The sequence below is a fragment of the Streptococcus gallolyticus subsp. gallolyticus DSM 16831 genome (assembly GCF_002000985.1).
In the GTDB taxonomy this organism is placed as follows: Bacteria; Bacillota; Bacilli; order Lactobacillales; family Streptococcaceae; genus Streptococcus; species Streptococcus gallolyticus.
On sequence record NZ_CP018822.1, the window covers coordinates 1 to 25,000 of the forward strand.

Annotated in this window: 15 protein-coding genes, 10 tRNA genes and 5 rRNA genes (1 of these 30 cut by a window edge); all 30 read left to right on the forward strand. The window is 40.6% G+C overall.

Annotated features, from left to right (window positions below):
* Complete coding sequence (gene dnaA / locus BTR42_RS00005; RefSeq protein ID WP_061458229.1) at positions 1-1,356, forward strand: chromosomal replication initiator protein DnaA; 1,356 nt, start codon at positions 1-3, stop codon at positions 1,354-1,356.
* Positions 1,357-1,513: 157 nt separating this feature from the next.
* Entirely contained in the window at positions 1,514-2,650 is a 1,137-nt protein-coding gene (gene dnaN / locus BTR42_RS00010; RefSeq protein ID WP_003067033.1) for a DNA polymerase III subunit beta, read from the forward strand.
* Between the two features lie 130 nt (positions 2,651-2,780).
* Positions 2,781-3,665 carry a diacylglycerol/lipid kinase family protein gene (locus BTR42_RS00015; RefSeq protein ID WP_077495885.1) on the forward strand — a complete coding sequence of 295 codons (885 nt, stop codon included), beginning with the start codon at positions 2,781-2,783 and terminating at the stop codon, positions 3,663-3,665.
* A gap of 11 nt (positions 3,666-3,676) precedes the next feature.
* Positions 3,677-3,871: a DUF951 domain-containing protein gene (locus tag BTR42_RS00020; protein ID WP_009855226.1), complete on the forward strand. Its 195-nt coding sequence runs from the start codon at positions 3,677-3,679 to the stop codon at positions 3,869-3,871.
* 132 nt (positions 3,872-4,003) lie between these two features.
* Positions 4,004-5,119, forward strand: a complete 1,116-nt coding sequence (gene ychF, locus BTR42_RS00025) for a redox-regulated ATPase YchF (protein WP_009855227.1) — start codon at positions 4,004-4,006, stop codon at positions 5,117-5,119.
* Positions 5,120-5,196: 77 nt separating this feature from the next.
* Positions 5,197-5,766 carry an aminoacyl-tRNA hydrolase gene (gene pth / locus BTR42_RS00030; protein ID WP_077495887.1) on the forward strand — a complete coding sequence of 190 codons (570 nt, stop codon included), beginning with the start codon at positions 5,197-5,199 and terminating at the stop codon, positions 5,764-5,766.
* Positions 5,767-5,770: 4 nt separating this feature from the next.
* Entirely contained in the window at positions 5,771-9,268 is a 3,498-nt protein-coding gene (gene mfd / locus BTR42_RS00035) for a transcription-repair coupling factor (RefSeq protein ID WP_077497986.1), read from the forward strand.
* Between the two features lie 157 nt (positions 9,269-9,425).
* Positions 9,426-9,923 (forward strand): helix-turn-helix domain-containing protein, encoded by a 498-nt coding sequence (locus BTR42_RS00040; protein WP_061458248.1) that lies wholly within the window; start codon positions 9,426-9,428, stop codon positions 9,921-9,923.
* Between the two features lie 135 nt (positions 9,924-10,058).
* Positions 10,059-10,331, forward strand: coding sequence for an RNA-binding S4 domain-containing protein (locus BTR42_RS00045; RefSeq protein ID WP_039692689.1), 273 nt, complete (start codon positions 10,059-10,061; stop codon positions 10,329-10,331).
* A complete protein-coding gene (locus tag BTR42_RS00050; protein WP_009855232.1) occupies positions 10,318-10,689 on the forward strand; it encodes an FtsB family cell division protein in 372 nt (123 codons plus the stop codon). Before BTR42_RS00045 ends, BTR42_RS00050 begins: the two co-directional genes overlap by 14 nt.
* A gap of 1 nt (position 10,690) precedes the next feature.
* Complete coding sequence (locus tag BTR42_RS00055; protein ID WP_003067068.1) at positions 10,691-10,810, forward strand: SP_0009 family protein; 120 nt, start codon at positions 10,691-10,693, stop codon at positions 10,808-10,810.
* A 15-nt stretch (positions 10,811-10,825) separates the two neighbouring features.
* Positions 10,826-12,112 (forward strand): serine hydrolase, encoded by a 1,287-nt coding sequence (locus tag BTR42_RS00060; RefSeq protein WP_077495891.1) that lies wholly within the window; start codon positions 10,826-10,828, stop codon positions 12,110-12,112.
* A 4-nt stretch (positions 12,113-12,116) separates the two neighbouring features.
* Entirely contained in the window at positions 12,117-13,382 is a 1,266-nt protein-coding gene (gene tilS / locus BTR42_RS00065; RefSeq protein WP_061458235.1) for a tRNA lysidine(34) synthetase TilS, read from the forward strand.
* 4 nt (positions 13,383-13,386) lie between these two features.
* Positions 13,387-13,929 carry a hypoxanthine phosphoribosyltransferase gene (gene hpt, locus BTR42_RS00070; RefSeq protein ID WP_077497987.1) on the forward strand — a complete coding sequence of 181 codons (543 nt, stop codon included), beginning with the start codon at positions 13,387-13,389 and terminating at the stop codon, positions 13,927-13,929.
* Between the two features lie 21 nt (positions 13,930-13,950).
* Positions 13,951-15,933: an ATP-dependent zinc metalloprotease FtsH gene (ftsH, locus tag BTR42_RS00075; RefSeq protein WP_077495893.1), complete on the forward strand. Its 1,983-nt coding sequence runs from the start codon at positions 13,951-13,953 to the stop codon at positions 15,931-15,933.
* A gap of 535 nt (positions 15,934-16,468) precedes the next feature.
* Positions 16,469-18,017: ribosomal RNA gene (locus tag BTR42_RS00080) — 16S ribosomal RNA — on the forward strand.
* 57 nt (positions 18,018-18,074) lie between these two features.
* Positions 18,075-18,147: transfer RNA gene (locus BTR42_RS00085), tRNA-Ala, on the forward strand.
* A gap of 144 nt (positions 18,148-18,291) precedes the next feature.
* Positions 18,292-21,190 (forward strand): 23S ribosomal RNA (locus BTR42_RS00090).
* An 82-nt stretch (positions 21,191-21,272) separates the two neighbouring features.
* Positions 21,273-21,388, forward strand: a 5S ribosomal RNA gene (gene rrf / locus BTR42_RS00095).
* A gap of 4 nt (positions 21,389-21,392) precedes the next feature.
* Positions 21,393-21,465 (forward strand) — tRNA-Val (locus BTR42_RS00100).
* Positions 21,466-21,487: 22 nt separating this feature from the next.
* A tRNA-Asp gene (locus BTR42_RS00105) sits at positions 21,488-21,560 on the forward strand.
* A gap of 3 nt (positions 21,561-21,563) precedes the next feature.
* Positions 21,564-21,636: transfer RNA gene (locus BTR42_RS00110), tRNA-Lys, on the forward strand.
* A 16-nt stretch (positions 21,637-21,652) separates the two neighbouring features.
* Positions 21,653-21,725 (forward strand) — tRNA-Thr (locus BTR42_RS00115).
* A 15-nt stretch (positions 21,726-21,740) separates the two neighbouring features.
* A tRNA-Gly gene (locus BTR42_RS00120) sits at positions 21,741-21,812 on the forward strand.
* Between the two features lie 7 nt (positions 21,813-21,819).
* A tRNA-Leu gene (locus BTR42_RS00125) sits at positions 21,820-21,905 on the forward strand.
* Between the two features lie 16 nt (positions 21,906-21,921).
* Positions 21,922-21,995 (forward strand) — tRNA-Arg (locus BTR42_RS00130).
* A gap of 5 nt (positions 21,996-22,000) precedes the next feature.
* A tRNA-Pro gene (locus BTR42_RS00135) sits at positions 22,001-22,074 on the forward strand.
* Positions 22,075-22,192: 118 nt separating this feature from the next.
* Positions 22,193-23,741: ribosomal RNA gene (locus BTR42_RS00140) — 16S ribosomal RNA — on the forward strand.
* A gap of 57 nt (positions 23,742-23,798) precedes the next feature.
* Positions 23,799-23,871, forward strand: a tRNA-Ala gene (locus BTR42_RS00145).
* 144 nt (positions 23,872-24,015) lie between these two features.
* Positions 24,016-25,000: ribosomal RNA gene (locus BTR42_RS00150) — 23S ribosomal RNA — on the forward strand; it runs 1,914 nt beyond the window's last position.
* Together the 16S, 23S and 5S rRNA genes with 10 tRNA genes alongside form the textbook arrangement of a ribosomal RNA operon.

Consider the following 25,000-nt stretch of genomic DNA (forward strand, 5'->3'; position numbering starts at 1 on the left):
ATGACTGAAAATGAACAAATTTTTTGGAGTAGGGTTCTAGAATTAGCAAAAAGCCAACTAAAACAAGCAACATATGAATTTTTTGTTTTGGATGCTCGTTTGATTCAAATTGAGCAAAATACGGCTACCATTTATTTAGACCCTATGAAAGAGTTGTTTTGGGATAAAAATCTTAAACCAATTATTTTGACGGCTGGTTTTGAGGTTTATAATGCTGAAATTGTTGTCAACTATGTCTTTGAAGAAGATTTAGCCAATCAAACAGGAGTAGTGACAACTTCACAAACTGTTCCAACAACTCAAAAAAACACTTTGCCCCTAGTCGATTCTGACTTAAATACCAAATATACCTTTGATAATTTCGTACAAGGTGACGAAAACCGTTGGGCATTTTCTGCGTCTTACGCCGTTGCAGACGCTCCAGGAACAACTTACAATCCTCTTTTTATTTGGGGAGGACCTGGGTTGGGAAAAACTCACTTGCTCAATGCCATTGGTAATGCGGTTTTGCAAAATAATCCCAATGCGCGTGTAAAGTACATTACTGCTGAAAATTTCATCAATGAATTTGTTATTCATATCCGTTTGGACACAATGGAAGAGTTAAAGGAAAAATTCCGCAATCTTGATGTCTTGCTAATTGATGATATTCAATCCCTAGCGAAGAAAACATTGTCTGGGACACAGGAAGAATTTTTCAATACTTTCAATGCTCTTTATGATAATAACAAGCAAATTGTATTGACAAGTGACCGTACACCTGACCATCTGGACAACCTTGAGCAACGTTTGGTCACGCGCTTCAAATGGGGCTTGACAATCAATATCACTCCCCCTGATTTTGAAACACGTGTTGCCATTTTAACGAATAAAACGCAAGAATATAATTATATTTTTCCGCAAGATACGATTGAGTATCTTGCAGGACAATTTGATTCCAACGTTCGTGACCTTGAGGGAGCTTTAAAAGATATTAGCCTTGTTGCTAGCATTAAAAAGATTGAAACCATTACGGTTGATGTCGCAGCAGAAGCGATTCGCGCTCGTAAGCAAGACGGTCCAAAAATGACAGTTATCCCAATCGATGAAATCCAAAGCCAAGTTGGAAAATTCTATGGCGTTACTGTTAAAGAAATCAAGGCAACCAAACGGACGCAAGATATTGTTTTAGCGCGCCAAGTAGCCATGTATCTCGCGCGTGAAATGACTGATAACTCACTTCCAAAAATCGGGAAGGAATTTGGCGGTCGCGACCACTCAACGGTCTTACATGCCTACAATAAAATCAAAAATATGTTAGCTCAAGATGACAGTTTGCGTATTGAAATTGAAACCATCAAAAATAAGATAAAATAGGTATTGTGGATAACCATTAAAATTTTCAGTAACTTATCCACAGGTTGTTAACAACTCTTTTCGCGCGACGTTTGTGCGATTTTAGGACTTATCAACAATATAAACAAGACCTACTACTACTACTAATTTAATACTTAATAACTAAAGGAGTTTTCCTATGATTAAATTTTCAATTAATAAATCTTTCTTTCTTCAAGCATTGAATGCAACCAAGAGAGCTATTTCTACTAAAAATGCGATTCCTGTTCTTTCAACAATTAAAATTGAAGTTCAAAATAGTAACATTACATTGACTGGTTCTAACGGACAAATTTCAATTGAAAACACTATTCCAACTTCTAATGAAAATGCAGGCTTATTGATTACTTCAACTGGTGCTGTACTATTAGAAGCAAACTTCTTTATTAATATCGTTTCAAGTCTTCCAGATGTGACATTAGACTTTGAAGAAATTGAACACCATCAAATTGTTCTAACAAGTGGTAAATCAGAAATTACCTTAAAAGGAAAAGATGTTGATCTTTACCCTCGCCTTCAAGAAATGGCTACTGAAAATCCTTTAGTTTTAGAAACAAAACTATTGAAATCTATCATTGCTGAAACAGCTTTTGCAGCAAGTCTTCAAGAAAGCCGTCCAATCTTGACTGGTGTTCACATGGTTCTTAGTGACCACAAAGACTTTAAAGCAGTCGCAACTGATTCTCACCGTATGAGCCAACGTAAATTAACTTTGGAAAATACTTCAAATGATTTCAACGTTGTTATTCCAAGTAAATCTTTACGTGAATTTGCAGCTGTATTTACAGATGATATTGAAACGGTAGAAGTTTTCTTCTCTGATAGCCAAATGCTCTTTAGAAGTGACTACATTAGCTTCTATACACGACTTTTAGAAGGAAATTATCCTGATACTGACCGCTTGTTGACAAATGCTTTTGAAACAGAAGTGACATTTAATACCAATGCACTTCGTTCAGCAATGGAACGTGCTCACTTGATTTCAAATGCAACACAAAATGGTACTGTTAAACTTGAAATTGCTAATAATAGCGTTTCTGCTCACGTTAACTCACCTGAAGTCGGTAAAGTTAACGAAGAATTGGATACTATTGACCAATCAGGCAATGATTTGACAATCAGCTTTAACCCAACTTATCTGATTGAAGCTCTTAAAGCCTTGAAGAGTGAAACAGTTGTTATTCGCTTTATTTCACCAGTGCGTCCATTTACTTTAATGCCAGGTGATGATGCTGAGAACTTTATTCAATTAATCACTCCAGTTCGTACAAACTAAAAATCTTTAAGAAAAATTTAAGGAAGAATTTATACACTATAACCATCCTAAAACTTTTCTTTTTCATAATCTCCAGCGAGAGCACTGTTCATGCAGTGTTCTCGCTTTTTATGGTATAATATCTAATAATATGACGCTTTATATTATTGCTAATCCCCATGCAGGAAATCATGGGGCAAAACAAGTTATCAGTGATATTGAAAAACATCATACATCAGATATTTGCACTTTATTAACACGCTATAAAAACGATGAATTACATCAAGTTGAGAAACTGCTAAAAACATTTGACCCAGAACAAGATAAGCTTCTGATTGTCGGAGGAGATGGGACATTATCAAAAGTTCTCTATCATTTGCCAGTAAATCTTCCATTTGCCTATTATCCTGTCGGTTCTGGTAATGATTTTGCGCATGCTCTTGGTATAGTACCAAACTTAGATACATTATTAGCCTCGCTAACAAATCAGCCTAAAGAAATCACGGTTTACAGTTATCAAGAAGGTTTAGTATTAAATAGCTTAGATTTAGGATTTGCAGCATGGGTTGTTAATCAGGCTGCTAATTCAACGTTAAAAACTGTGCTTAATAAATGCCACCTTGGAAAATTGACTTATGTTGCAACCGCCATTCAATTTTTATTAAAAAATCCCCTCCAAGCTTCTGTGAGTTTGGAAAGTTCGGAAGGAGATAACTTGACCTTAGATGACCATTTCTTTTTCTCGTTAGCTAATAATACTTATTTTGGTGGAGGGATTATGATTTGGCCAACGGCGACTGTTTATTCTGAGAATTTGGAGTGTGTTTATGCCAAAGGAGAAACTTTTTTCCAACGATTAACGGTACTGTTGTCTTTGGTTCTTAAAAGACATGAGAAATCGTCTTACTTAAATCACTGTTCGTTAAAACAGGTTACGGTTAACTTTCCAAAAGAGAGTTTAATTGAAATTGATGGTGAAGTTGTATCACTAAACGAAATTACTTTATCACCACAAAAACGCTATATTTATTTGTAAAAGGAGAAACAATGTACGAACTTGGAAGTCACGTTGAAATGAAAAAGCCCCATGCTTGTACGATAAAAGCTACTGGAAAAAAAGCCAATGAATGGGAAGTCATTCGACTTGGAGCTGATATTAAAATTCGTTGCACAAACTGCGACCATATAGTTATGATGAGCCGCCACGACTTTGAACGCAAATTAAAGAAAGTTTTGTCGTAAACTAAAATAATCATACTGAACTCAATTTTTATGGTTAATGGCGCTTGCTATATAGTAGAAATGCTTGTTTAATGCTGAGTTTTTCTGCTATAATAGGTATGATTGAATAATTTAAACGGAGACTTATAAAATATGGCTTTAACAGCAGGTATCGTTGGTTTACCAAATGTTGGAAAATCAACTCTTTTTAATGCGATTACAAAGGCAGGTGCGGAAGCTGCTAACTATCCTTTCGCGACAATCGACCCTAACGTTGGTATGGTAGAAGTACCAGATGAACGTTTGCAAAAATTGACTGAACTTATCACACCGAAAAAAACAGTTCCAACAACCTTTGAATTTACTGATATTGCGGGTATCGTAAAAGGTGCTTCACGTGGTGAAGGTCTTGGTAATAAATTCCTTGCTAACATTCGTGAAGTAGATGCTATCGTTCACGTTGTTCGTGCTTTTGATGATGAAAATGTTATGCGTGAGCAAGGGCGTGAAGATGCTTTTGTTGACCCACTTGCAGATATCGACACAATTAACTTAGAATTGATTCTTGCTGACTTGGAATCTGTTAATAAACGTTATGCGCGTGTAGAAAAAGTGGCACGTACTCAAAAAGATAAAGATTCTATCGCAGAATTTAACGTTCTTCAAAAAATTAAACCAGTCCTTGAAGATGGAAAATCAGCACGTACGGTTGACTTTACAGAAGAAGAACAAAAAATTGTTAAACAATTGTTCCTTTTGACAACAAAACCAGTACTTTACGTTGCAAACGTTGACGAAGATAAAGTAGCTAATCCAGACGATATCGAATACGTAAAACAAATTCGTGAATTTGCTGCAACTGAAAATGCAGAAGTTGTTGTCATCTCAGCGCGTGCCGAAGAAGAAATCTCTGAACTTGATGATGAAGATAAAGCATTATTCCTTGAAGACCTTGGTTTAACAGAATCTGGTGTTGATAAATTGACACGTGCTGCTTATCACTTGCTTGGTCTTGGCACTTACTTTACAGCAGGTGAAAAAGAAGTTCGTGCATGGACATTCAAACGTGGTATCAAAGCTCCTCAAGCAGCTGGTATCATTCACTCTGATTTTGAACGTGGATTTATCCGTGCGATTACAATGTCTTATGATGACTTAATCAAATATGGTTCTGAAAAAGCTGTCAAAGAAGCAGGTCGTCTTCGTGAAGAAGGGAAAGATTATGTGGTTCAAGATGGTGATATCATGGAATTCCGCTTTAACGTATAAGCAAAATTAATTAAATATTGCCGAGGTTGGAAAAAAGTTTTTCCAGCCCTTTTGGCATTTATTGGAAAGGAAAATTAATGGTAAAAATGATTGTTGGTCTGGGAAACCCAGGCAGTAAATATCACGAAACAAGGCATAATATTGGTTTTATGGCAATTGACCGCCTTGCTAAGGATTTCAATGTCACATTTTCAGAGGAAAAGAATTTTAAAGCAGAAGTTGGTTCTTGTTTTATCAACGGAGAAAAAGTTTATCTAGTCAAACCAACCACTTTTATGAACAATTCAGGCATCGCTGTTCATGCTTTGTTGACGTATTATAATATTGATATTGAAGATTTCTTAGTGATTTATGATGATTTAGATATGGAAGTGGGGCGTATTCGCCTACGTCAGAAAGGCTCTGCTGGTGGGCATAATGGCATAAAATCTATCATTGCTCACACTGGAACGCAGGCATTTGACCGTATTAAAGTTGGTATTGGACGTCCAAAGCAAGGTCGTTCGGTAGTTGACCATGTTCTTGGAAAATTTGACCAAGATGATTATATTACAGTTACTAATACACTTGAAAAGGTTAATGAAGCTGTTCTATTTTATTTACAGGAAGCAGATTTTGTAAAAACCATGCAAAAATTTAATGGGTAAGTCTATGAATATTATTGATTTATTTAGTCAAAATAAGCTCATTCAAACATGGCATAGCGGCGTGGCTAATCTTGGTAGGCAACTGATTATGGGCTTATCAGGTTCTAGTAGAGCTCTTGCCATTGCTTCTGCTTATCAGGCTAATGAGGAAAAAATAGTTGTCATCACCTCAACACAAAATGAAGTTGAAAAATTGGCTAGTGATTTATCTAGCTTGATTGGTGAGGACAAGGTTTATACTTTTTTTGCGGATGATGTTGCGGCGGCAGAGTTTATTTTTGCCTCGATGGATAAGGCACACTCACGCCTAGAAGCTTTAAATTTTTTACAAGATAATAAGCAATCTGGTATCTTAATTACAAGTTTAGTGGGAGCCCGTGTTTTACTACCAAATCCAGAAATTTATGCTGAAAGTCAGCTAAATTTTGTTGTCGGTGAGGATTACAACCTTGACAAGGTTGTAAAGGTACTGTCAAATGTCGGTTACCAAAAAGTATCACAGGTTCTTAATCCAGGCGAATTTAGTCGGCGTGGTGATATCGTTGATATTTATGAGATGACAGCTGACTATCCTTATCGTTTGGAGTTCTTTGGTGATGAAGTTGATGGCATTCGTCAGTTTGATACAGAAACACAAAAATCACTTAGTAATGTTGAGCAGGTAACCATTTCCCCAGCTGATGAGCTCATTTTATCGGAAGAAGATTTTGCTAGAGCTAGTAAGGCATTTGAGACGTTTTTAGAGACTGCTAAAGATGAACAGCAGGCTTATTTAAGTGAGCTTTATGCTGCAACTCAGGAACAGTATAAGCATCAAGACATTAGACGTTTCTTATCACTCTTTTATGCGAAGGAATGGACGTTACTTGATTACATTCCTAAGGGAACACCAGTCTTTTTTGATGATTTTCAAAAGCTAGTTGACCGCAATGCTAAGTTTGATTTGGAAGTTGCAAACTTATTGACAGAAGATTTACAACGTGGTAAAGCAGTGTCAACCTTGGTTTACTTCGCTGATATTTATAAAGACTTACGTCAATATCAGCCAGCAACGTTCTTTTCTAATTTTCATAAAGGATTGGGTAATCTTAAATTTGATAAACTTCATAATTTTACACAATATCCAATGCAAGAATTTTTCAATCAATTTCCGTTATTGATTGATGAAGTTAATCGTTATCAAAAATCTAAAGCGACCGTTTTAATTCAAGCAGATTCGCAGCATGGCTTAGAACGTTTACAGGAGAATTTACATGAATATGGTTTGGAATTACCTGTGGTTGCTGCAGATGATTTACAAGCACAACAAGCTCAGCTAGTCGTTGGCAATTTATCAAATGGCTTTTATTTTGCTGATGAGAAAATTGTTCTCATTACCGAGCATGAAATTTATCATAAGAAAATTAAGCGCCGTATTCGTCGTTCAAATATTAGCAATGCCGAACGTTTGAAAGACTACAATGAATTATCAAAAGGTGATTATGTGGTTCACCATGTTCATGGTATTGGTAAATTTTTAGGAATTGAAACAATTGAAATCCATGGTGTGCACCGCGATTATTTGACCATTCAATATCAAGGTTCTTCAACAATTTCATTGCCAGTAGAGCAAATTGAAAGTTTATCAAAATACGTTTCTGCAGATGGCAAGGAACCTAAAATCAATAAATTAAATGATGGTCGTTTCCAAAAGACCAAACAAAAGGTTTCTAAGCAAGTTGAAGACATTGCGGATGATTTGTTGAAATTGTATGCGGAACGTAGTCAGCTAAAAGGATTTGCTTTTTCACCAGACGATGATTTGCAGCGGGAATTTGACGAAGATTTTGCTTTTGTAGAAACAGAGGACCAGCTTCGCTCTATCAAGGAAATTAAGCACGACATGGAAGAAGATAAGCCAATGGATCGCTTATTGGTTGGGGATGTTGGCTTTGGTAAAACAGAAGTTGCGATGCGCGCCGCTTTTAAAGCTGTTAAAGACCATAAACAAGTAGCTGTCTTAGTGCCAACAACTGTTCTTGCTCAACAACACTACACAAATTTCTCAGAGCGTTTTGAAAATTATCCTGTTACAGTTGATGTGCTTAGTCGTTTTCGTAGCAAAAAAGAACAAAATGACACCCTAGACAAGTTGAAAAAAGGTCAAGTTGATATTATTATTGGTACTCATCGTCTGCTATCTAAAGATGTTGATTTTGCTGATTTAGGTTTGATTATTATTGATGAGGAGCAACGTTTTGGCGTTAAGCACAAAGAAAAATTAAAAGAGCTTAAGACTAAAGTTGATGTATTGACCTTGACAGCGACTCCAATTCCACGAACCCTTCACATGTCAATGTTGGGAATTCGCGACCTGTCAGTTATTGAAACGCCACCGACTAACCGTTACCCTGTTCAAACTTACGTTTTGGAAACTAATCCTGGTCTGATTCGTGAGGCTATCATTCGTGAAATTGACCGTGGCGGACAAGTTTTCTACGTTTACAATAGGGTTGACACTATTGACCAAAAAGTGTCAGAATTGCAAGAGTTGGTTCCTGAAGCAAGCATTGGTTTTGTTCATGGTCAGATGAGTGAAATTCAACTTGAAAATACGCTCATGGACTTTATTGACGGTGTTTACGATGTTCTGGTTGCGACAACTATCATTGAAACAGGCATTGATATTTCTAATGTTAATACTTTATTTATCGAAAATGCAGACCACATGGGCTTGTCAACCTTGTATCAACTTCGTGGACGTGTTGGGCGTTCTAATCGAATTGCTTACGCCTATCTCATGTACCGCCCAGACAAGATTTTGACAGAGGTCTCTGAAAAACGTTTAGATGCTATTAAAGGCTTTACAGAATTAGGTTCTGGTTTCAAAATTGCCATGCGTGATTTATCCATTCGTGGTGCAGGAAATATTCTTGGCGCCTCACAAAGTGGTTTTATTGACTCTGTTGGTTTTGAAATGTATTCACAGTTACTAGAAGAGGCTATCGCTAAGAAACAAGGCAAATTTCAAGCGCGCCGTAAGAGCAATGCGGAGATGAATTTACAAATCGATGCCTACTTACCAAGCGAATATATTGACGATGAACGTCAAAAAATTGAAATTTACAAACGTATTCGTGAAATTGAAAGTCAGAAAGATTATCAAAGTTTACAAGATGAGTTAATTGACCGTTTTGGCGAATACCCTGACCAAGTCGCCTACTTACTTGAAATTGGCTTGGTTAAAGCTTATATGGACAATGCTTTCACAGAACTTGTGGAACGTAAAGATAACAATCTATTAGTACGTTTTGAAAAAGCTTCGCTGCAACATTACTTGACACAAGATTATTTTGAAGCTCTTTCAAAAACAAACTTGAAAGCCCGTATTGGCGAAAATCAAGGTAAAATTGAAATTACTTTTAATATCCGTGATAAAAAAGATTATGAGATTTTAGAAGAACTTCAGAATTTCGGTAAAATGCTAGCTGAAATCAAATCCAGAAAAATTGAAAAAGACTAGTTGTCAAAGCCTTTTGTCAGTAGAAAGCTAGTATATCAAAGAGATTTTATGGTAAACTTTTTGATAAAGTCTAGACTGGAATTATCAAGGAGGTCAAAATGGAACTTGAATACAGATTAGTTGAATTGAGAAAGAAAAAAATCTCTCCCAAGAAGAATTGGCAGAAAAGCTCTATGTTTCACGTCAAACAATTTCTAATTGGGAACGAGGTAAAACTTACCCAGATATTAATTCACTTTTGTTGATAGCGACCTATTTTGGTATTTCCTTAGATAATCTAATCAAAGGAGATGTTGATATTATGAAACATCAAGTTGACCAGTCGCAGTTTAAGAAATGGCTCATTATTGGAGGAATTTCTTGGTTTCTTTTCTCGGTAGCAGTACCCACACGTTATTTATTGGATTCAGGACAGGCGACTGCGATTCTGTGGCTATTGGCTATGCCAGTTGCCTATTCAGCTTTTCAAATATTATATATCTTAAAAAATCGAGAACTTCAGACCTATGCTGATATTTTAAATTTTTTAAATCCTAAAAAGAATGTAAAAACAAGTATTTTAAGTGAATTGTGGTTTGTGGTTAGTGTGATAGTTATTGCATTTATTATCTTTTTTGCTGGTACAGTTATTTCTGCTCTGATTTTTCATTATTAAATTATTTTAAGCCATTTCATAATTTACATAGGAGGGTATTAGCTCTCTTTTATTACATTATCTTAACAAACGCGTTTAAGTCAGCCATTTTCCTAAAAAAATGATAAAATAGAAAAGATTGCGAGGTGACATATTATGAGACTCGATAAATATTTAAAAGTATCCCGTATTATAAAACGTCGTCCAGTAGCTAAAGAAGTTGCAGATAAAGGACGCATCAAAGTCAATGGTGTCTTAGCAAAATCATCAACTGATTTAAAAATTAACGACGAAATTGAAATTCGTTTTGGAAATAAATTGCTAACAGTACGTGTTCTAGAAATGAAAGATAGCACGAAAAAAGAAGATGCAACCAGAATGTATGAAATCATTAACGAAACAAGGATAGAAGCGGATGGAGAAGCCTAATATCGTTCAATTGAACAATCAATATATCAATGATGAAAATACCAAAAAACGTTATGTCGAAGAAGAAAACCGCAAACGTAATCGTTTTATGGGTTGGATTTTGATTGTTGTCATGTTACTGTTTATTTTACCAACTTATAACCTTGTTAAAAGTTACCAAACTTTACAAGAGCGTAAAGAGCAAGTTGTTTCACTGCAAAAAAGTTATGATAAATTAGTCGTTGAAACAGACGCAGAAAAGCTACTAGCTGACCGTCTAAAAGATGATACTTATGTTGAAAAATATGCTCGCGCTAAATATTACTTATCACGTTCTGGTGAAACAATCTATCCGTTGCCAAACTTATTACCAAAATAATATGGAAAATTTAATCGAAACCATTGAAAAATTTCTGGCTTATTCCGATGAAAAATTGGAAGAATTAGCCAAAGAAAATCAAAAACTCAGAGAAGAAAATCATCAATCAACTAAAAACTAACGAAAGGAGAAGCCAATGAAAAAACTATTTGCAGTAATGCTGATACCATTTTTCTTGACTTCTCTTTCTGTTGTTAGCACTGAAAAAACGATTGCCCTAACAAATGAAGAAAAGTATCAACTGATATCAAATGTAGTAGCGGAAACAACTTATTTTGATAGTATTCCGACCAATCCTATTTTGGCTCAAGACAGCAACACCTACAAAGACACTGCTTTAACGACAGTATCTGATACTTTATCAGCTGGTGATACGTTATCAATTGTTGATTTAACCATTAATGATAGTGCCATTCCAGTTTTTGAATTATCGGATGGTAGTTATATTGAAGCCAGTCGTCAATTCATTTATGATGATGTTGTGATTAGTCAAGAAAATATTTCAAAAGAATATTGGCTAGAAGATGGTTTTAAAGTTTATCAAGCACCTTATGTCACGGGAACCAAAGAAGTAAAAACTGATTTGACTTCGTATTCAGAAGTGACAGTGACTCAAAAAGCAACAACTTACCACGGAACTTATTATAAAGTAGATGGTAAAGGTTGGATTAGCGAGGATGATTTGTCAGCTACTGATAACCGTATGGAAAAAGTTCAGCAAGTTCTTAATCAAAAATATAATAAGAGTAATTATTCTATTTACGTTAAGCAGCTATCAACGCAAACAACCGCTGGGATTAACGCTGATACTGTTATGTATTCAGCAAGCGTTGCTAAATTGGCTACACTTTATTATGTTGAGGAAAAACTTCAAGATGGTATAATTTCAGCAAATGATACTTTAAAATATGTTGATGCTGTCAATAGTTTTGCTAAAGCCTATGACCCAAGTGGTAGTGGTAAAATTAGCAAAACCGCTGATAATAAAGAATATACTATTGATGATTTGTTAAAAGCTGTCGCTCAAAATTCTGATAATGTGGCAACTAATATTTTAGGTTATTATGTTGCTAATCAATATGATGATGACTTTAATTCAGAAATTAGTGCGATAGCAGGAACAGATATTGATATGAAAGCACGTAATATGTCATCTAAGACAGCAGCTAACTTAATGGAAGCTATTTACAATCAAGATGGTGACATTATTTCTTATCTATCATCAACTGCTTTTGATACAACACGTATTTCAAGAGATATTGACGTTCAAGTAGCTCATAAAATAGGTGATGCCTATGATTACAAACATGACGTTGCCATTATTTATGCTGATGAACCTTTCATCTTGTCAATTTTTACCAACAACGCTTCTTATGACGATATTTCAAATATCGCTAATGATGTTTACGCCATTTTAAAATAGTGATATGTACGATAATATTTTTAAAGAAATTCAAAAAAAGGCATATTTTGCCAAACATAAAAAAGTTTTAATAGCTGTATCGGGTGGAGTAGATTCTATGAATCTGCTACACTTTTTGTATATATACCGTGATAAATTAGAAATTGAGATTGGAATTGCTCATATCAATCATAAACAGCGACAAGAGTCAGAAATGGAAGAAGCCTACCTTTGTGAGTGGGCTGAAAAACATCAGATTCCGATTTATGTCGATTATTTTTCTGGTATTTTTTCGGAAAAAGCTGCGCGTGATTTTCGTTATCAATTTTTTAAGAAAATTATGGTAGAAAAAAACTACACTGCTGTGGTGACTGCGCATCATGCAGATGACCAAGCTGAAACGATTTTTATGCGTTTTTTGCGTGGCAGTCGTCTCCGTCATTTATCAGGAATGCAAGCTGTTAGCTCGTTTGGTACAGGAGAGTTAATCCGTCCTTTTTTGACTATTCCTAAAAAAGATTTACCAGAAATTTTTCATTTTGAAGATGATTCTAATCAGTCATTGGATTATCTGCGAAATCGCATTAGAAATCAATATCTGCCAAGTTTGGAAAAGGAAAATCCCAAATTTAGGCAAGCTTTGCAATATCTCGGACAAGAAAGTCGACAACTCTTTCAAGCTATTCAAGATTTAACAGCAGAAATTGACGTAACAGATTGTTCGCAATTTTTAGCACAAACAACAGCTGTACAAACTGTCCTTTTTCAAAATTATCTTGAGGAATTTCCTGATTTGCAAGTATCACACGGTCAATTTAATGAAATGCTGCAGTTGCTACGAAATAAGGCAAATCTAGTGTATCAAATCAAGGGAAATTATTGGTTAAAGAAAGATTACCAAAGCTTTCAAATCACAAAAATCAGACCTAAGACCGATAGGGAATCAGCAGAAAAAGTGCTAGAATATGACAGTATAGTCAAATATGGTCAGTATCGATTTCAATTTAAAAACAAGGATAGGGATGGCATTCCTGTTTACAGTTCTCACCCAATTCTTTTAAGACAAAGACAAGCGGGTGATTCCATTGATTTTGGAACTTTTTCAAAAAAATTGCGTAGGCTTTTTATTGACGAAAAAATCCCAATTCAAGAACGAACAGATGCTATTATCGGTGAACAAGATAAAAAAATTATTTTTGTCTTGGTTGGCGGTAAAACTTATTTGAGAAAACCCTCTAAACATGATATAATGGAGGGCAAATTGTATATTGAAAAAATTAGAAATAGGTGATGTCATGCTTGAACAAGATATTAAAAAAGTTTTGTACTCAGAAGAGGAGATTATTGCCAAAACCAAAGAATTAGGCGAACAACTAACGAAAGATTATGAAGGTAAAAATCCTCTTTTAATCGGTGTTTTGAAAGGTTCTGTACCATTCATGGCAGAATTAATCAAACATATCGATACACATGTTGAATTAGACTTTATGGTCGTTTCTAGTTATGGTAATCAAACAACTAGTAGCGGTGAAGTGAAGATTTTAAAAGACGTTGACACTAATATTGAAGGTCGTGATGTTGTCTTTATCGAAGATATCATTGATACTGGACGTACTCTTAAATACCTTCGTGACATGTTTAAATACCGTAAAGCAAATTCAGTAAAAATTGCAACTCTTTTTGATAAACCAGAAGGTCGCGTTGTCGAGATCGAAGCAGATTATGTCTGCTACGATGTTCCAAACGAATTTATTGTAGGGTTTGGTCTTGATTATGCTGAACGTTACCGTAATTTACCATATGTTGGTGTACTAAAGGAAGAAATCTATTCAAAATAATAGAAGGTCGATAATTACTATATGAAAAATAACAAAAATAATGGCTTTGTTCGGAATTCCTTTATTTACATTCTTTTGATTATTGCAGGGATTACAGCCTTTCAATATTATCTAAGAGGGACAAGTACACAAAGTCAACAAATTAATTACTCAACTTTAATTAAACAAATTAAAGCGGGTGATATTAAATCAATCACTTACCAACCAAGTGGAAGTATTATTGAAGTCAGTGGTGAATATACAAAAGCTCAAACGACTGAAACAAGTTCAAGCCTTCCGTTCTTGGAGGGAAGTACCACTTCTACTGTAACAGAATTCACTTCAATTGTTTTACCAAGTGACTCTTCTATTGAAGCCATTACAAATGCAGCAGAAGATGCCGACGTTGAAGTTACTGTCAAACAAGAAAGTTCAAGCGGAACTTGGATTTCTTACATTATTACTTACATTCCTTTCATTGTCTTGATTGTCTTTTTCTTTGTGATGATGAATCAAGGAGGAAATGGTGCTCGTGGAGCGATGAGTTTTGGTAAAAATCGTGCCAAATCTCAAAGTAAGGGTAATGTAAAAGTTCGTTTCTCTGATGTCGCTGGTGCTGAAGAAGAAAAACAAGAACTTGTTGAAGTTGTTGATTTCTTGAAAAATCCGAAAAAATACAAAGCCCTTGGTGCTCGTATTCCTGCTGGTGTCCTTTTAGAAGGCCCTCCGGGAACAGGTAAGACACTCCTTGCTAAAGCTGTCGCTGGTGAAGCTGGTGTTCCATTCTTCTCAATCTCAGGTTCTGATTTCGTTGAAATGTTTGTTGGTGTCGGTGCAAGCCGTGTAAGATCGCTTTTTGAAGATGCTAAAAAGGCTGAACGTGCCATTATTTTCATCGATGAAATTGACGCCGTTGGACGCCGTCGTGGCGCTGGTATGGGTGGTGGAAATGATGAACGTGAACAAACACTCAACCAACTCCTTATTGAAATGGACGGCTTTGAAGGCAATGAAAGTATCATTGTTATTGCAGCAACAAACCGTAGCGACGTCTTAGACCCAGCCCTTCTTCGCCCAGGACGCTTTGACCGTAAAATTCTTGTAGGTAGCCCAGACGTTAAAGGACGTGAAGCTATTCTCCGAGTTCATGCTAAAAATAAACCATTAGCAGAAGATGTTAATCTAAAAGTTGTTGCCCAACAAACGCCAGGATTTGTAGGTGCCGACTTGGAAAATGTTCTTAACGAAGCAGCACTAGTTGCCGCTCGTCGTAACAAGAAAAAAATCGATGCTTCAGATATTGATGAAGCAGAAGATAGAGTTATTGCAGGACCTTCTAAGAAAGACCGTACAATCTCTCAAAAAGAACGAGAAATGGTTGCTTATCACGAAGCAGGGCATACAATCGTTGGTTTAGTACTTTCAAGTGCACGTGTTGTCCATAAAGTTACTATTGTGCCACGTGGCCGTGCTGGTGGCTATATGATTGCCCTTCCTAAAGAAGACCAAATGTTACATTCAAAAGATGATTTGAAAGAACAATTAGCTGGTTTGATGGGTGGTCGTGTTGCTGAAGAAATTATCTTTAATGCTCAAACAACAGGCGCTTCAAATGACTTTGAACAAGCCACACAATTAGCTCGTGCTATGGTAACTGAGTATGGTATGAGTGATAAACTCGGTCCTGTTCAATATGAAGGAAATCACGCAGTAATGACAGGACAATTGTCACCTGAAAAGATATATTCTGCACAAACTGCACAAATGATTGATGACGAGGTTCGCACACTTCTTAATGAAGCACGTGATAAAGCTGCGGATATTATCAATAATAACCGTGAAACACATAAACTCATTGCAGAAGCACTTCTTAAATATGAAACGCTTGATGCTGCTCAAATTAAATCAATCTATGAAACAGGAAAGATGCCTGAAGAACTAGAAAACGATACCGAAGAAGCACACGCTCTATCATATGATGAAGTCAAAGAAAAAATGGAAGACTCTGATGATTCTAAAGAATAGTACAAATTCTTAACATCAATAATTACCAAAAAGAGAGCCTATATAGGCTCTCTTTCGTTGTAGTGAGACATAAAGCTTGAAAGAGCCCCAAGTGGTCTTTCTCCGCCTCTCTCCCTCCTTCTACAAGCTCTTTAGTTATAATTCTCTACTTGCCCCGAGAAGGCAACAAGCCACACTTAAAAACTTACGGCAAGTAGTTGACAGTTTTTTCTAAGTTTAGTATACTAGATGAGCTGTCGCAAGAGGGCAGGTCTTAGGTTTACAGAAAAGCTAAAAAAGTTCTTGACAAAGTAAGCTTGAGATGATACACTAATATAGCTGTTGTCCGAGAGGGGTGCGGCGGAAATCGGATTGAAACAGAGTTGAAAAAAACTTGAAAAAGTAGTTGACAAGCTGTTTCAGATTTGATAGAATATAGAAGTTGTCTCGCAAGAGGCAAAGACCTTTGAAAACTGAACAAGACGAACCAAACGTGCGGGTTGAGAAATCGACCTGTTAAGAAAATAAATCTGTCAGTGACAGAATGAGAACAAGATTAAATGAGAGTTTGATCCTGGCTCAGGACGAACGCTGGCGGCGTGCCTAATACATGCAAGTAGAACGCTGACTACTTTAGCTTGCTAGAGTAGAAGGAGTTGCGAACGGGTGAGTAACGCGTAGGTAACCTGCCTACTAGCGGGGGATAACTATTGGAAACGATAGCTAATACCGCATAACAGTGTTTAACACATGTTAGATGCTTGAAAGATGCAAATGCATCACTAGTAGATGGACCTGCGTTGTATTAGCTAGTTGGTGGGGTAACGGCCTACCAAGGCGACGATACATAGCCGACCTGAGAGGGTGATCGGCCACACTGGGACTGAGACACGGCCCAGACTCCTACGGGAGGCAGCAGTAGGGAATCTTCGGCAATGGGGGCAACCCTGACCGAGCAACGCCGCGTGAGTGAAGAAGGTTTTCGGATCGTAAAGCTCTGTTGTAAGAGAAGAACGTGTGTGAGAGTGGAAAGTTCACACAGTGACGGTAACTTACCAGAAAGGGACGGCTAACTACGTGCCAGCAGCCGCGGTAATACGTAGGTCCCGAGCGTTGTCCGGATTTATTGGGCGTAAAGCGAGCGCAGGCGGTTTAATAAGTCTGAAGTTAAAGGCAGTGGCTTAACCATTGTTCGCTTTGGAAACTGTTAAACTTGAGTGCAGAAGGGGAGAGTGGAATTCCATGTGTAGCGGTGAAATGCGTAGATATATGGAGGAACACCGGTGGCGAAAGCGGCTCTCTGGTCTGTAACTGACGCTGAGGCTCGAAAGCGTGGGGAGCAAACAGGATTAGATACCCTGGTAGTCCACGCCGTAAACGATGAGTGCTAGGTGTTAGGCCCTTTCCGGGGCTTAGTGCCGCAGCTAACGCATTAAGCACTCCGCCTGGGGAGTACGACCGCAAGGTTGAAACTCAAAGGAATTGACGGGGGCCCGCACAAGCGGTGGAGCATGTGGTTTAATTCGAAGCAACGCGAAGAACCTTACCAGGTCTTGACATCCCGATGCTATTTCTAGAGATAGAAAGTTTCTTCGGAACATCGGTGACAGGTGGTGCATGGTTGTCGTCAGCTCGTGTCGTGAGATGTTGGGTTAAGTCCCGCAACGAGCGCAACCCCTATTGTTAGTTGCCATCATTCAGTTGGGCACTCTAGCGAGACTGCCGGTAATAAACCGGAGGAAGGTGGGGATGACGTCAAATCATCATGCCCCTTATGACCTGGGCTACACACGTGCTACAATGGTTGGTACAACGAGTCGCAAGTCGGTGACGGCAAGCAAATCTCTTAAAGCCAATCTCAGTTCGGATTGTAGGCTGCAACTCGCCTACATGAAGTCGGAATCGCTAGTAATCGCGGATCAGCACGCCGCGGTGAATACGTTCCCGGGCCTTGTACACACCGCCCGTCACACCACGAGAGTTTGTAACACCCGAAGTCGGTGAGGTAACCTTTTAGGAGCCAGCCGCCTAAGGTGGGATAGATGATTGGGGTGAAGTCGTAACAAGGTAGCCGTATCGGAAGGTGCGGCTGGATCACCTCCTTTCTAAGGAAAAAACGGAAGCACGTTTGGGAAGTCTTGTTTAGTTTTGAGAGGTCTTGTGGGGCCTTAGCTCAGCTGGGAGAGCGCCTGCTTTGCACGCAGGAGGTCAGCGGTTCGATCCCGCTAGGCTCCATTGAATCGAAAGATTCAAGATGATTGTCCATTGAAAATTGAATATCTATATCAAATTCCACAATTAGAAATAATTGTAGAAAGTAACAAGAAATAAACCGAAACGCTGTGATTTAATGAGTTTAAGGTCAGAAGACCAAAATAAGGTTAAGTTAATAAGGGCGCACGGTGGATGCCTTGGCACTAGAAGCCGATGAAGGACGTGACTAACGACGAAATGCTTTGGGGAGTTGTAAGTAAACATTGATCCAGAGATGTCCGAATGGGGGAACCCGGCATGTGATGCATGTCACTCATTACTGTTAAGGTAATGAAGAGGAAGACGCAGTGAACTGAAACATCTAAGTAGCTGCAGGAAGAGAAAGCAAACGCGATTGCCTTAGTAGCGGCGAGCGAACTGGCAAGAGGGCAAACCGATGTGTTTACACATCGGGGTTGTAGGACTGCGTTGTGGGACGCAAGATTATAGAAGAATTACCTGGGAAGGTAAGCCAAAGAGAGTAACAGCCTCGTAATCGAAATAGTCTTAAACCCTAGCAGTATCCTGAGTACGGCGAGACACGAGAAATCTCGTCGGAATCTGGGAGGACCATCTCCCAACCCTAAATACTCTCTAGTGACCGATAGTGAACCAGTACCGTGAGGGAAAGGTGAAAAGCACCCCGGGAGGGGAGTGAAATAGAACCTGAAACCGTGTGCCTACAACAAGTTCGAGCCCGTTAATGGGTGAGAGCGTGCCTTTTGTAGAATGAACCGGCGAGTTACGATATGATGCGAGGTTAAGTTGAAGAGACGGAGCCGTAGGGAAACCGAGTCTTAATAGGGCGGCTTAGTATCATGTCGTAGACCCGAAACCATGTGACCTACCCATGAGCAGGGTGAAGGTGAGGTAAAACTCACTGGAGGCCCGAACCAGGGCACGTTGAAAAGTGCTTGGATGACTTGTGGGTAGCGGAGAAATTCCAAACGAACTTGGAGATAGCTGGTTCTCTCCGAAATAGCTTTAGGGCTAGCGTCGATGTTAAGTCTCTTGGAGGTAGAGCACTGTTTGATTGAGGGGTCCATCCCGGATTACCAATATCAGATAAACTCCGAATGCCAATGAGATATAATCGGCAGTCAGACTGCGAGTGCTAAGATCCGTAGTCGAAAGGGAAACAGCCCAGACCACCAGCTAAGGTCCCAAAATATATGTTAAGTGGAAAAGGATGTGGGGTTGCACAGACAACTAGGATGTTAGCTTAGAAGCAGCTATTCATTCAAAGAGTGCGTAATAGCTCACTAGTCGAGTGACCCTGCGCCGAAAATGTACCGGGGCTAAAACATATTACCGAAGCTGTGGATACCTTTTAGGTATGGTAGGAGAGCGTTCTATGTGTGAAGAAGGTGTACCGTGAGGAGCGCTGGAACGCATAGAAGTGAGAATGCCGGTATGAGTAGCGAAAGACAGGTGAGAATCCTGTCCACCGTAAGACTAAGGTTTCCAGGGGAAGGCTCGTCCGCCCTGGGTTAGTCGGGACCTAAGGAGAGACCGAAAGGTGTATCCGATGGCCAACAGGTTGATATTCCTGTACTAGAGTATATAGTGAAGGAGGGACGCAGTAGGCTAACTAAAGCGTGCGATTGGAAGAGCACGTCTAAGCAGTGAGGTGTGATATGAGTCAAATGCTTATATCTATAACATTGAGCTGTGATGGGGAGCGAAGTTAAGTAGCGAAGTTAGTGATGTCACACTGCCAAGAAAAGCTTCTAGCGTTAATTATACTCTACCCGTACCGCAAACCGACACAGGTAGTCGAGGCGAGTAGCCTCAGGTGAGCGAGAGAACTCTCGTTAAGGAACTCGGCAAAATGGCCCCGTAACTTCGGGAGAAGGGGCGCTGGCTTAGAGTCAGCCGCAGTGAATAGGCCCAAGCAACTGTTTATCAAAAACACAGCTCTCTGCTAAATCGTAAGATGATGTATAGGGGGTGACGCCTGCCCGGTGCTGGAAGGTTAAGAGGAGCGCTTAGCGTTAGCGAAGGTGTGAATTGAAGCCCCAGTAAACGGCGGCCGTAACTATAACGGTCCTAAGGTAGCGAAATTCCTTGTCGGGTAAGTTCCGACCCGCACGAAAGGCGTAATGATTTGGGCACTGTCTCAACGAGAGACTCGGTGAAATTTTAGTACCTGTGAAGATGCAGGTTACCCGCGACAGGACGGAAAGACCCCATGGAGCTTTACTGCAGTTTGATATTGAGTATCTGTACCACATGTACAGGATAGGTAGGAGCCTACGAAATCGGGACGCTAGTTTCGGTGGAGGCGTTGTTGGGATACTACCCTTGTGTTATGGCTACTCTAACCTAGATAGGTAATCCCTATCGGAGACAGTGTCTGACGGGCAGTTTGACTGGGGCGGTCGCCTCCTAAAAGGTAACGGAGGCGCCCAAAGGTTCCCTCAGAATGGTTGGAAATCATTCGCAGAGTGTAAAGGTATAAGGGAGCTTGACTGCGAGAGCTACAACTCGAGCAGGGACGAAAGTCGGGCTTAGTGATCCGGTGGTTCCGCATGGAAGGGCCATCGCTCAACGGATAAAAGCTACCCTGGGGATAACAGGCTTATCTCCCCCAAGAGTTCACATCGACGGGGAGGTTTGGCACCTCGATGTCGGCTCGTCGCATCCTGGGGCTGTAGTCGGTCCCAAGGGTTGGGCTGTTCGCCCATTAAAGCGGCACGCGAGCTGGGTTCAGAACGTCGTGAGACAGTTCGGTCCCTATCCGTCGCGGGCGTAGGAAATTTGAGAGGATCTGCTCCTAGTACGAGAGGACCAGAGTGGACTTACCGCTGGTGTACCAGTTGTCTTGCCAAAGGCATCGCTGGGTAGCTATGTAGGGAAGGGATAAACGCTGAAAGCATCTAAGTGTGAAGCCCACCTCAAGATGAGATTTCCCATGATTTAATATCAGTAAGAGCCCTGAGAGATGATCAGGTAGATAGGTTAGGAGTGGAAGTGTGGTGACACATGTAGCGGACTAATACTAATAGCTCGAGGACTTATCCAAAGTAACTGAGACGAATTGACAGCGCGTCGGAAACTTGTTAGAATATATAGGTATTCAATTTTGATTGGATAATCAATCAGAGTTAAGTGATGATAGCCTAGGAGATACACCTGTTCCCATGCCGAACACAGCAGTTAAGCCCTAGAACGCCTGAAGTAGTTGGGGGTTGCCCCCTGTTAGATATGGTAGTCGCTTAGCAAAAGGGAGTTTAGCTCAGCTGGGAGAGCATCTGCCTTACAAGCAGAGGGTCAGCGGTTCGATCCCGTTAACTCCCATTAAGAAGGTAAATATACCAAAGGTCCCGTGGTGTAGCGGTTATCACGTCGCCCTGTCACGGCGAAGATCGCGGGTTCGATTCCCGTCGGGACCGTTAGACTCGTTAGCTCAGTTGGTAGAGCATCTGACTTTTAATCAGAGGGTCACTGGTTCGAGCCCAGTACGGGTCATATTAATAAGAAAGTAGCCGGCTTAGCTCAGTTGGTAGAGCATCTGATTTGTAATCAGAGGGTCGCGTGTTCAAGTCATGTAGCCGGCATAGGATACTCTTTATGCGAACGTAGTTCAGTGGTAGAACATCACCTTGCCAAGGTGGGGGTCGCGGGTTCGAACCCCGTCGTTCGCTTGTAGAGGCCGGGGTGGCGGAACTGGCAGACGCACAGGACTTAAAATCCTGCGAAGGGTAACCTTCGTACCGGTTCGATTCCGGTCCTCGGCAGAAAATTTAATAAGATGCACCCTTGGCTCAACTGGATAGAGTACCTGACTACGAATCAGGCGGTTGCAGGTTCGAATCCTGCAGGGTGCATATTTCGGGAAGTAGCTCAGCTTGGTAGAGCACTTGGTTTGGGATCAAGGGGTCGCAGGTTCGAATCCTGTCTTCCCGATGTGGATTTTATAAATCCGCAAAGACCTTTGAAAACTGAACAAGACGAACCAAACGTGCGGGTTGAGAAATCGACCTGTTAAGAAAATAAATCTGTCAGTGACAGAATGAGAACAAGATTAAATGAGAGTTTGATCCTGGCTCAGGACGAACGCTGGCGGCGTGCCTAATACATGCAAGTAGAACGCTGACTACTTTAGCTTGCTAGAGTAGAAGGAGTTGCGAACGGGTGAGTAACGCGTAGGTAACCTGCCTACTAGCGGGGGATAACTATTGGAAACGATAGCTAATACCGCATAACAGTGTTTAACACATGTTAGATGCTTGAAAGATGCAAATGCATCACTAGTAGATGGACCTGCGTTGTATTAGCTAGTTGGTGGGGTAACGGCCTACCAAGGCGACGATACATAGCCGACCTGAGAGGGTGATCGGCCACACTGGGACTGAGACACGGCCCAGACTCCTACGGGAGGCAGCAGTAGGGAATCTTCGGCAATGGGGGCAACCCTGACCGAGCAACGCCGCGTGAGTGAAGAAGGTTTTCGGATCGTAAAGCTCTGTTGTAAGAGAAGAACGTGTGTGAGAGTGGAAAGTTCACACAGTGACGGTAACTTACCAGAAAGGGACGGCTAACTACGTGCCAGCAGCCGCGGTAATACGTAGGTCCCGAGCGTTGTCCGGATTTATTGGGCGTAAAGCGAGCGCAGGCGGTTTAATAAGTCTGAAGTTAAAGGCAGTGGCTTAACCATTGTTCGCTTTGGAAACTGTTAAACTTGAGTGCAGAAGGGGAGAGTGGAATTCCATGTGTAGCGGTGAAATGCGTAGATATATGGAGGAACACCGGTGGCGAAAGCGGCTCTCTGGTCTGTAACTGACGCTGAGGCTCGAAAGCGTGGGGAGCAAACAGGATTAGATACCCTGGTAGTCCACGCCGTAAACGATGAGTGCTAGGTGTTAGGCCCTTTCCGGGGCTTAGTGCCGCAGCTAACGCATTAAGCACTCCGCCTGGGGAGTACGACCGCAAGGTTGAAACTCAAAGGAATTGACGGGGGCCCGCACAAGCGGTGGAGCATGTGGTTTAATTCGAAGCAACGCGAAGAACCTTACCAGGTCTTGACATCCCGATGCTATTTCTAGAGATAGAAAGTTTCTTCGGAACATCGGTGACAGGTGGTGCATGGTTGTCGTCAGCTCGTGTCGTGAGATGTTGGGTTAAGTCCCGCAACGAGCGCAACCCCTATTGTTAGTTGCCATCATTCAGTTGGGCACTCTAGCGAGACTGCCGGTAATAAACCGGAGGAAGGTGGGGATGACGTCAAATCATCATGCCCCTTATGACCTGGGCTACACACGTGCTACAATGGTTGGTACAACGAGTCGCAAGTCGGTGACGGCAAGCAAATCTCTTAAAGCCAATCTCAGTTCGGATTGTAGGCTGCAACTCGCCTACATGAAGTCGGAATCGCTAGTAATCGCGGATCAGCACGCCGCGGTGAATACGTTCCCGGGCCTTGTACACACCGCCCGTCACACCACGAGAGTTTGTAACACCCGAAGTCGGTGAGGTAACCTTTTAGGAGCCAGCCGCCTAAGGTGGGATAGATGATTGGGGTGAAGTCGTAACAAGGTAGCCGTATCGGAAGGTGCGGCTGGATCACCTCCTTTCTAAGGAAAAAACGGAAGCACGTTTGGGAAGTCTTGTTTAGTTTTGAGAGGTCTTGTGGGGCCTTAGCTCAGCTGGGAGAGCGCCTGCTTTGCACGCAGGAGGTCAGCGGTTCGATCCCGCTAGGCTCCATTGAATCGAAAGATTCAAGATGATTGTCCATTGAAAATTGAATATCTATATCAAATTCCACAATTAGAAATAATTGTAGAAAGTAACAAGAAATAAACCGAAACGCTGTGATTTAATGAGTTTAAGGTCAGAAGACCAAAATAAGGTTAAGTTAATAAGGGCGTACGGTGGATGCCTTGGCACTAGAAGCCGATGAAGGACGTGACTAACGACGAAATGCTTTGGGGAGTTGTAAGTAAACATTGATCCAGAGATGTCCGAATGGGGGAACCCGGCATGTGATGCATGTCACTCATTACTGTTAAGGTAATGAAGAGGAAGACGCAGTGAACTGAAACATCTAAGTAGCTGCAGGAAGAGAAAGCAAACGCGATTGCCTTAGTAGCGGCGAGCGAACTGGCAAGAGGGCAAACCGATGTGTTTACACATCGGGGTTGTAGGACTGCGTTGTGGGACGCAAGATTATAGAAGAATTACCTGGGAAGGTAAGCCAAAGAGAGTAACAGCCTCGTAATCGAAATAGTCTTAAACCCTAGCAGTATCCTGAGTACGGCGAGACACGAGAAATCTCGTCGGAATCTGGGAGGACCATCTCCCAACCCTAAATACTCTCTAGTGACCGATAGTGAACCAGTACCGTGAGGGAAAGGTGAAAAGCACCCCGGGAGGGGAGTGAAATAGAACCTGAAACCGTGTGCCTACAACAAGTTCGAGCCCGTTAATGGGTGAGAGCGTGCCTTTTGTAGAATGAACCGGCGAGTTACGATATGATGCGAGGTTAAGTTGAAGAGACGGAGCCGTAGGGAAACCGAGTCTTAATAGGGCGGCTTAGTATCATGTCGTAGACCCGAAACCATGTGACCTACCCATGAGCAGGGTGAAGGTGAGGTAAAACTCACTGGAGGCCCGAACCAGGGCACGTTGAAAAGTGCTTGGATGACTTGTGGGTAGCGGAGAAATTCCAAACGAACTTGGAGATAGCTGGTTCTCTCCGAAATAGCTTTAGGGCTAGCGTCGATGTTAAGTCTCTTGGAGGTAGAGCACTGTTTGATTGAGGGGTCCATCCCGGATTACCAATATCAGATAAACTCCGAATGCCAATGAGATATAATCGGCAGTCAGACTGCGA

Excerpts from the sequence above, each read along its gene's own strand:
- dnaA (WP_061458229.1), top strand. The coding sequence starts at position 1 with ATGACTGAAAATGAACAAATTTTTTGGAGTAGGGTTCTAGAATTAGCA.
- dnaN (WP_003067033.1), top strand. The coding sequence starts at position 1,514 with ATGATTAAATTTTCAATTAATAAATCTTTCTTTCTTCAAGCATTGAAT.
- BTR42_RS00015 (WP_077495885.1), top strand. The coding sequence starts at position 2,781 with ATGACGCTTTATATTATTGCTAATCCCCATGCAGGAAATCATGGGGCA.
- BTR42_RS00020 (WP_009855226.1), top strand. The coding sequence starts at position 3,677 with ATGTACGAACTTGGAAGTCACGTTGAAATGAAAAAGCCCCATGCTTGT.
- ychF (WP_009855227.1), top strand. The coding sequence starts at position 4,004 with ATGGCTTTAACAGCAGGTATCGTTGGTTTACCAAATGTTGGAAAATCA.
- pth (WP_077495887.1), top strand. The coding sequence starts at position 5,197 with ATGGTAAAAATGATTGTTGGTCTGGGAAACCCAGGCAGTAAATATCAC.
- mfd (WP_077497986.1), top strand. The coding sequence starts at position 5,771 with ATGAATATTATTGATTTATTTAGTCAAAATAAGCTCATTCAAACATGG.
- BTR42_RS00045 (WP_039692689.1), top strand. The coding sequence starts at position 10,059 with ATGAGACTCGATAAATATTTAAAAGTATCCCGTATTATAAAACGTCGT.
- BTR42_RS00050 (WP_009855232.1), top strand. The coding sequence starts at position 10,318 with ATGGAGAAGCCTAATATCGTTCAATTGAACAATCAATATATCAATGAT.
- BTR42_RS00055 (WP_003067068.1), top strand. The coding sequence starts at position 10,691 with ATGGAAAATTTAATCGAAACCATTGAAAAATTTCTGGCTTATTCCGAT.
- BTR42_RS00060 (WP_077495891.1), top strand. The coding sequence starts at position 10,826 with ATGAAAAAACTATTTGCAGTAATGCTGATACCATTTTTCTTGACTTCT.
- tilS (WP_061458235.1), top strand. The coding sequence starts at position 12,117 with ATGTACGATAATATTTTTAAAGAAATTCAAAAAAAGGCATATTTTGCC.
- hpt (WP_077497987.1), top strand. The coding sequence starts at position 13,387 with ATGCTTGAACAAGATATTAAAAAAGTTTTGTACTCAGAAGAGGAGATT.
- ftsH (WP_077495893.1), top strand. The coding sequence starts at position 13,951 with ATGAAAAATAACAAAAATAATGGCTTTGTTCGGAATTCCTTTATTTAC.